Below are 7,365 nucleotides of genomic sequence, written 5' to 3'. Positions count from 1 at the left end.
GAATCAGGCTTTTTTTGCTTTTTTCAGAATTATATAACTACAAAAATCAAATATCACCTTCTTGTGGACGCATGACAATATCTTCGATTACCGCATTTTTTGAAAGATTATAGGCATTCCAAATCGTTTGGGCAATATCTTCGGGCTTCATAAACCTTTCTTCGGGAATTCCAGCTCCAGCCCAACTATCGGTATATACTGCCCCAGGCATGATAGAAGTAACTTTTACACCAAAATGCTTCATTTCTTCACGTAAAACTTTACTGAATCCCAACAAAGCAAATTTTGAAATACTGTATGAACCGCCATTTGGATAAGCCTTCAAACTTGCTACCGAACAAATATTAAAAATATGCCCGATTTTTTGTTCAATCATTTTTGGCGTTAAGCCTCTGGTAAGATAATAAGCACTATAAAGATTGGTTTCGATGAGTTGTTCTAAAACTCCGTCGGCTTCTTCATGCACATTTCCCGGAATAAAAGCACCAGCATTATTGACCAAAACATCAACATTTCGGTTGAGTGAAAGAATGAAATCTATTAACTCAAAAACCTGTACTTTTATAGATAAATCTGCCTGCTTGATAAAACATTTAACGGCATATTTTTTTTCGATAAATAGCTGTAAATCTCCTAAATCTATTTCTTTTCGAGCAGAAATAACCACATCAAAACCATTTTGAGCAAACTGCTCAACTATTGCTCTACCTATGCCTCGTGTGCCGCCCGAAACCACCGCTAATTTTTGCATGATTATTGTTTAATCTTTTTCGGTTGAACCATTATCAGGGCTTATTTTATTAAAAACCTTTAATCTTGAAGCATCAACCTTGAACAAATCGTTATATTTGCAAATAACGCAAATTTTTAGGCAAAAACTATGTTATCAGTTGTAGGAAGATATTTTATATTTCTCGGGAAATTGTTTACCCGTCGAGAAACTCTCAAAGTTTATTGGGAAAGATTTATAGACGAATGTATCGGAATTGGTGTTAGTTCGGTCTTTATCGTGGCAATCGTGGCGGTTTTTATCGGAGCCGTGGTTTGCGTTCAAACCCGTGCCAATTTGGTGAGTCCAGTCATACCTGTCTATGTTGTCAGTAATATTGTACGAGATATGACTTTGCTTGAACTCTCATCGACATTTATGTGTGTGGTTTTGGCAGGGAAAGTCGGGTCAAATATTGCAGGCGAACTCGGTACAATGAAAATCACTGAACAAATTGATGCACTCGAAGTGATGGGAATCAATTCGGCATCATATTTAGTTTTACCCAAATTATTGGCTTCAATTTTTACTTTTCCTTTATTGGCAATTATCTCTGGGTTTTTAGGAATTTTGGGCGGATATTTAGCAGGAACTTTGTCGGGTATCATCACTCCTGAGGATTATATTTATGGCATCAGGTATTCGTTTATTCCATTCAATGTCTTTATTTCAATTATCAAAGCCATTGTTTTTGGTTTTTTAATTTCGACCATTTCGGCATTTCAAGGTTATAATACTCGTGGAGGAGCTTTGGAAGTTGGACAAGCCAGCACTTCTGCCGTTACTAATAGTTGTATTGCGGTGCTAATTGCCGATTATCTTTTGGCAGAGCTATTAACTTAATTATGAATAGGTGAGTTGGCAACTTTTAATAATAATTTAAAAAACTTTTTTACTTCTCTTTAGGGCTGGAGTTTATGATTGAAATAAAAAATATATCAAAATCTTTCAATGGTCGCCAAGTTTTGGACAACATAAGTGGCGTTTTCAAGAAAGGCGAAACAAGTTTGGTTATTGGGGCAAGCGGTACTGGAAAAAGTGTATTATTGAAATGTATGCTTGACTTGGTGCATCCAGAAGCTGGAACTACACTTTATGATGGTCGGAACTTTTATGTGGGCGATGAAGAGGATAAAAAAGATATTCGTCGAGAAATGGGCGTGCTTTTTCAAGGTGGAGCTTTATTTGACTCTCAAACAGTTCATCAAAACGTGCAGTTTCCATTAGATATGCTCACAAAAATGGGCGAAGGTGAGAAAAAAGACCGTGTAGAGTTTTGTTTGCAAAGAGTAGGTTTGGAAGGAACGGGAGGCAGAATGCCATCAGAGATTTCGGGTGGAATGAAAAAACGTGTAGGTATTGCCCGAGCAATTGTGATGAATCCAAAATACCTATTTTGTGATGAACCAAATTCTGGTCTTGACCCGCTGACTTCAATCAAAATTGATGAACTAATAAAAGAAATCACTGACGAATTCAATATTACAACAGTCGTTATCACGCACGACATGAACTCAGTTCTTTCGATTGGTGATAATATTATGTTTCTCTACAAAGGTAAAAAAGTTTGGGAAGGAAATAATAAAACCATTTTGGGTGACACGGTTCCTGAGTTAGAAGAATTTGTGTTTTGTAATAAAGCACTTAGTTTAATGCGGGCGGGGCGATAAATCAAAAAAGGCTTAGAAAATTATTTTCTAAGCCTTTTTTGATTTATAAAGTATTCTACTTCTTCATTACCTTATAAAGTTGCTCGCCAAGTTCAGTTCTAATATTTAAGGTACTAATTTTTACATTATCACGAGTTGGATAAACTCGATTACATAAAAACGTATAAACCAAGTTATATTTGGGGTCAATCCAAACGAAAGTTCCTGTATAACCAGAATGTCCATAACTTTCGAGCGATGCAGATTGTGGACCATTTGAAATTTGGGGATTAAAATCTAATTTGTCGAAAGCAATAGCACGGCGATTTTTGAGTGCTGGAAATTGATACTTTGTGCATTCATCTATCACTTCGGGTTTGATAAATTGCGTACCGCCATAGCTTCCTTTTTGTAAATACATTTGCATCAACTTTGTCAAATCATTCACATTTCCAAAAAGCCCAGCATGCCCCGAAATACCGTTTAGCATTGCTGCACCTTCGTCATGTACACGTCCATGAATCAATGTCTTTCTGAATAAAGTATCAAGCTCTGATGGCACTATTCTGTCTTTCGAATAAAAACGTAAAGGATTATAAGTCAGTGAATTAGCACCAATATTCTGGTAAGTTTTCTTTAAATAATCTTCCCAAGGCATACCAACTAAATCAGCAACAAAAGTTGGATAAGTATAATAATGCAAATCGCTATAAACGTATCCTTGCTCAGCTTTTACAGGAGAGTTTTTGATGGCATCAAAAATCGTTTTTTTGTAATCTTTATGCAACCAAAGCGTATCGGCAACTTGCACCGAAAAATCGGCTGATTGCTTGGTAGAAAGGGTGTTTGGCTTCCAAACCATTGTTTTTGGTGAAAGACAATCTTTCCAAAGTGTTTTATTTTCTTTGATGGCTTTAGTGAGCAGCAAGTTATACTTTTTCTTACTCATAAAAAACTTCTTTTTGTACTGAGAAGCATACGAGCGGTGTTCCGTTTTTTCATTGAAAACAAGGCTATTTTTTACAGTTTTTACAGAATCAATGCAATCCATCCAAAATGGAATCCAAGCTTTCAAGCCCGATTTGTGCGTAAGCATATCACGGAAACGTAAATTAGCTTTATTGCCATCGGCAAACTCTGCATAATAATCTTTGAAACTTTTATCCAAATCAAATTTACCATCACTCATCAATTGCATAATTGCCAAAGCCGAAGTACTTACTTTGGTAACAGAAGCAAGGTCATAAAGGTCGGTTAGACGAACAGCCCCCGATGGGAGAACTTTAATTCCATTTTCAGATGGAAAAGTAGTATTAGCACTTTTCTTAACCGCCTCATCCATTACATCATTTTTATTATCAGCCTTGAATTTTACCTCATTACTTGCAGATGCAGAATTGTTTGCTGCCTCATAAGTATGAAATCCAAAAGCTTTTTGATAAATCACACGTCCATCTTTAGCAACTTCCATTGTTGCCCCAGGATAGGCTTTTTGCGTAAGTCCAAGATTAATTACCGAGTCAATTCGGCGATTTAATTCTGCCCCATCAAGCCCAACCATTTCTGCAATGCCGTAAGCAAGCCTTCCGAGCGATTGGGTATTTTCACCCATGTCATATTTATAAGTAGCGTTTACTGAAACAGGTAATTTTCCAAGCATTGGTATTGCTCCAAAAATTGCTTGAGCCGCCGCTTCTTCCATATAATTGGTTAACTGATAAGCCATTACAATGGCTTTTGATTTTTCTAAATCGTCAAACTTATCAAGCGAATAAGGATTTCCGAAAATAGTGGTAATTGCTTTTCCAGTATTTATGAGTGCTTTTAGTGCCTTTTTGTTAGCATCTGTAATGCCATACTTAGCGGCTGGACGAATATTATTGAGATGTAGATTTACTAAAATCAAATCATAGTTTTTGGTTTGTTCCAAAACTTTACTGATACTCGAGTCTGCGGCATTTGGAGGAAGTAGAAAATGGTCGATAATTGTATAATTATCGACCATTTTCTGAAAGGCTGTTGGCTGTACTGCATCAATCGAAACGCTGGCGATTCGTTTAGTTAAATCCTTAATAGGTAATATCTTATCATTGTTTTTAACCAAAGTAATGGTTGCTTCAGCCAACTGACGATTCAATAAATCAGACTTTGTGGTGTTCAAATCAGCAACAAGGTTTTTGATTTCCGTAGGGCGATATTTATCAAGGCCAACCCAAGATTTTGCCATTAGTATTTTACGAACCCGAAAATCAATTTCTTCTATCGAAATTTCTTTGTTCTCAATAGCGGCTTTTATAGCTAAAATAGCACCCCCAGCATCTTCAAAGGTTTCCAAAATATCATTTCCTGCCAAAACCGCCCGCACGTTTGCCTGTCCTTTCGAAAAATATTTTATCGCACCTTCCATATCCATCGCATCAGTGAAGGTCAAACCCTTGAAATTGAGGTCATTACGCAAAATGTCCGTAACGATTCTTTTCGAAAAAGTTGCCGCTAAATTCTTGGTAGTATCCAGCACAGGAACGCTCAAATGAGAAGTCATAATACCACTTAAACCATTGTCTATCAACATTTTATAAGGCGAAAATTCAACCGAATCCAAGCGTTTTCTATCATGTGGAATTATTGGCAAATCGAAGTGCGAATCAACGCCCGTGTCGCCATGCCCAGGGAAATGTTTCGCCGATGTAAGCAAATGTTCGCTATTCATGCCTTTCATATACGCTAGAGCTTTGTTGGCAACATTTCTTGGATTTTCGCCAAAAGAGCGAAAATTTATTACAGGATTATTTGGATTAATATTGACATCAACTACAGGAGCATAATTAATATGCACACCAATTCGGCGACACTGTTTGCCTACTTCTACACCCATTTCGTAAAGCAAGTCTTCGTTGCCACGCATCGCACCGAGTGTCATTTGGTAAGGAAAACGAACGGTACTATCGAGTCGCATAGCCAAGCCCCATTCCAAATCCATTCCGATAAGTAGTGGCACTTTCGATAAAGCTTGTAGTTCATTCACAATGCGAGCTTGCACAGTTGGCGGAGCAGCAAACATCACAATTCCACCGATGCGATTATCACTTACCCAACGTTTCAGTTTTTCTACATCATGCGGTCTGCCCGAAGTATTGCCACGGGGCATGAGTAGTTGCCCAATTTTTTCGTCTAAAGTCAAGGAAGCAAAAACCGAATCTACCCAAACTTTATTATAGTTGGTTAGAAAATCAGGCTCTTTTTGTGCAAAACTTGATAAAGTGTTGAGAAGTAAGAGAGTAAGGAAAAATACTTTTTTCATTAATGCTTAAGGTTTGATAATTAGTGAACTGTTACTCAAAGTAAATAAAAAATCATCAAAAAACCTGCTTTTAATCGAAGAGCTCGCAGTACAGGAATCTAAAATTCAATAATTATCTTATATTTACCCCTATAATTGATAGCTCATAATAAAACAACAATGAAAAAAAACTTTGTATTTTTCATCGGTATGTTCATTTTAGTCGGACATTCGTTTGCTCAAAAAAAATCTGCTAATGTTTTCCCGGATGGTAGCATAATGCCAAAATGGTTTTCGGATTCGAGCAAAATACCACTCAATAAATTGGGCAAACAATTTGTTATTACCAGTTTTGGTGCGAAAAATGATAGCACTTTGCTACAAACAGTCATTATTCAGAAAACGATTGACGAAGCGGCAAAGAATGGCGGTGGGGTTATAATCATTCCCAAAGGCACTTTCTTAAGTGGGGCTTTATTTTTCAAACCTAAAACTCATCTCTATGTTTCGGAAGGTGGAGTTTTGAAAGGTTCTGATGATATTGTTGATTACCCAAAAATGCCTTCAAGAATGGAAGGACAAAGCCTTGATTATTTTCCAGCTTTAGTGAATGCTTACCGAGTAAATGGATTTACAATTTCGGGAAAAGGAACGATAGATGGCAATGGTTTACGCTTTTGGGAAGCCTTTTGGCAACGACGCAAAGAAAACCCTAATTGTACTAATCTTGAAGTATCTCGACCACGTTTGGTATTTATATGGCAATCTAATAATGTTCAGGTGCAAGATGTAAAATTGCATAATTCGGGCTTTTGGACGAGCCACTACTACCAGTGTAATTTCGTAAAAATTCTGAATGTACATATTTTTTCACCACATCAACCCGTAAAAGCCCCCAGCACTGATGCCATCGACCTTGATGTTTGCTCGAATGTGCTAATTAAAGGCTGCTATATGTCAGTAAACGACGATGCGATTGCTTTAAAAGGCGGCAAAGGCCCGTGGGCAGACTTAATTCCGAGTAATGGCGAAAATACAAATATTGTTATCGAAAACTGCGAGTTTGGTTTTTGTCATTCGGCTCTTACTTGCGGTAGCGAAGCCATTCATAATAAAAATATTGTTATGCGAAATTGTTATGTCAATGAAGCAACAAGAGTTTTATGGCTAAAAATGCGACCAGATACCCCTCAATTGTACGAATATATTATAGTCGAAAACATAAGAGGTCGAGCCAATAGTCTAATTTACGTAAAACCGTGGACACAATTTTTTGATTTGCAAGGTCGTAAAGATGTGCCACTTTCATATTCTGATAATATTACCTTAAAAAATATTGAACTGAAGTGTAATGTTTTCTATGATGTGGCCATTTCAGAACATGACCGTTTATCGAATTTTAAATTTGAAAACCTTACGATTGAAGCCAAAAATGCGTCAATCAATAAAAGTATCGTAAAAGGTTTTACATTGAAAAATGTAAAGGTTAATAATGCGATTGTTGAATAGTTTCTTGCTTTATCAGTGCTTTGGGCGAAAGTAAATAAAAAATCAGCGATAATCCTGTAAGGTAGGTTGTCTAATGTGTTAATAAGCTCTTTCATATTTTGAATGCTTTTTGTTTTCTAACTACCTGATTATCAAAGAGTTGTTTTTGTTTCCATTGT

5 protein-coding genes are annotated in these 7,365 nt (G+C 36.7%); 3 read left to right on the top strand and 2 right to left on the bottom strand.

Annotated elements, in window-relative coordinates; all coding sequences use genetic code 11:
• Window positions 1–46: 46 nt before the first annotated feature.
• Window positions 47–751: an SDR family oxidoreductase gene (locus ACH2CJ_RS19655; RefSeq protein WP_394995657.1), complete on the bottom strand. Its 705-nt coding sequence runs from the start codon at window positions 749–751 to the stop codon at window positions 47–49.
• Window positions 752–880: 129 nt separating this feature from the next.
• On the opposite strand from ACH2CJ_RS19655, the gene ACH2CJ_RS19650 reads away from it, so the two are divergent.
• A complete protein-coding gene (locus ACH2CJ_RS19650; protein ID WP_394995654.1) occupies window positions 881–1,612 on the top strand; it encodes an MlaE family ABC transporter permease in 732 nt (243 codons plus the stop codon).
• A gap of 74 nt (window positions 1,613–1,686) precedes the next feature.
• Entirely contained in the window at window positions 1,687–2,439 is a 753-nt protein-coding gene (locus ACH2CJ_RS19645) for an ABC transporter ATP-binding protein (RefSeq protein ID WP_394995651.1), read from the top strand.
• Window positions 2,440–2,494: 55 nt separating this feature from the next.
• Here the strand turns inward: ACH2CJ_RS19645 and ACH2CJ_RS19640 are convergent, their stop codons facing one another.
• A complete protein-coding gene (locus tag ACH2CJ_RS19640; RefSeq protein WP_394995649.1) occupies window positions 2,495–5,719 on the bottom strand; it encodes a glycoside hydrolase family 3 N-terminal domain-containing protein in 3,225 nt (1,074 codons plus the stop codon).
• Window positions 5,720–5,878: 159 nt separating this feature from the next.
• Here ACH2CJ_RS19640 and ACH2CJ_RS19635 point away from each other — a divergent pair, with 159 nt between their 5' ends.
• On the top strand, window positions 5,879–7,207 hold the full coding sequence (locus ACH2CJ_RS19635; RefSeq protein WP_394995647.1) for a glycoside hydrolase family 28 protein: 1,329 nt from the start codon (window positions 5,879–5,881) through the stop codon (window positions 7,205–7,207).
• Window positions 7,208–7,365: the final 158 nt, after the last annotated feature.

It is taken from the genome of Emticicia sp., assembly GCF_043780375.1.
GTDB lineage: Bacteria > Bacteroidota > Bacteroidia > Cytophagales > Spirosomataceae > Emticicia.
Note: the sequence above shows the minus strand (reverse complement) of the source record. Positions and strands in the feature narration are given on the sequence as shown.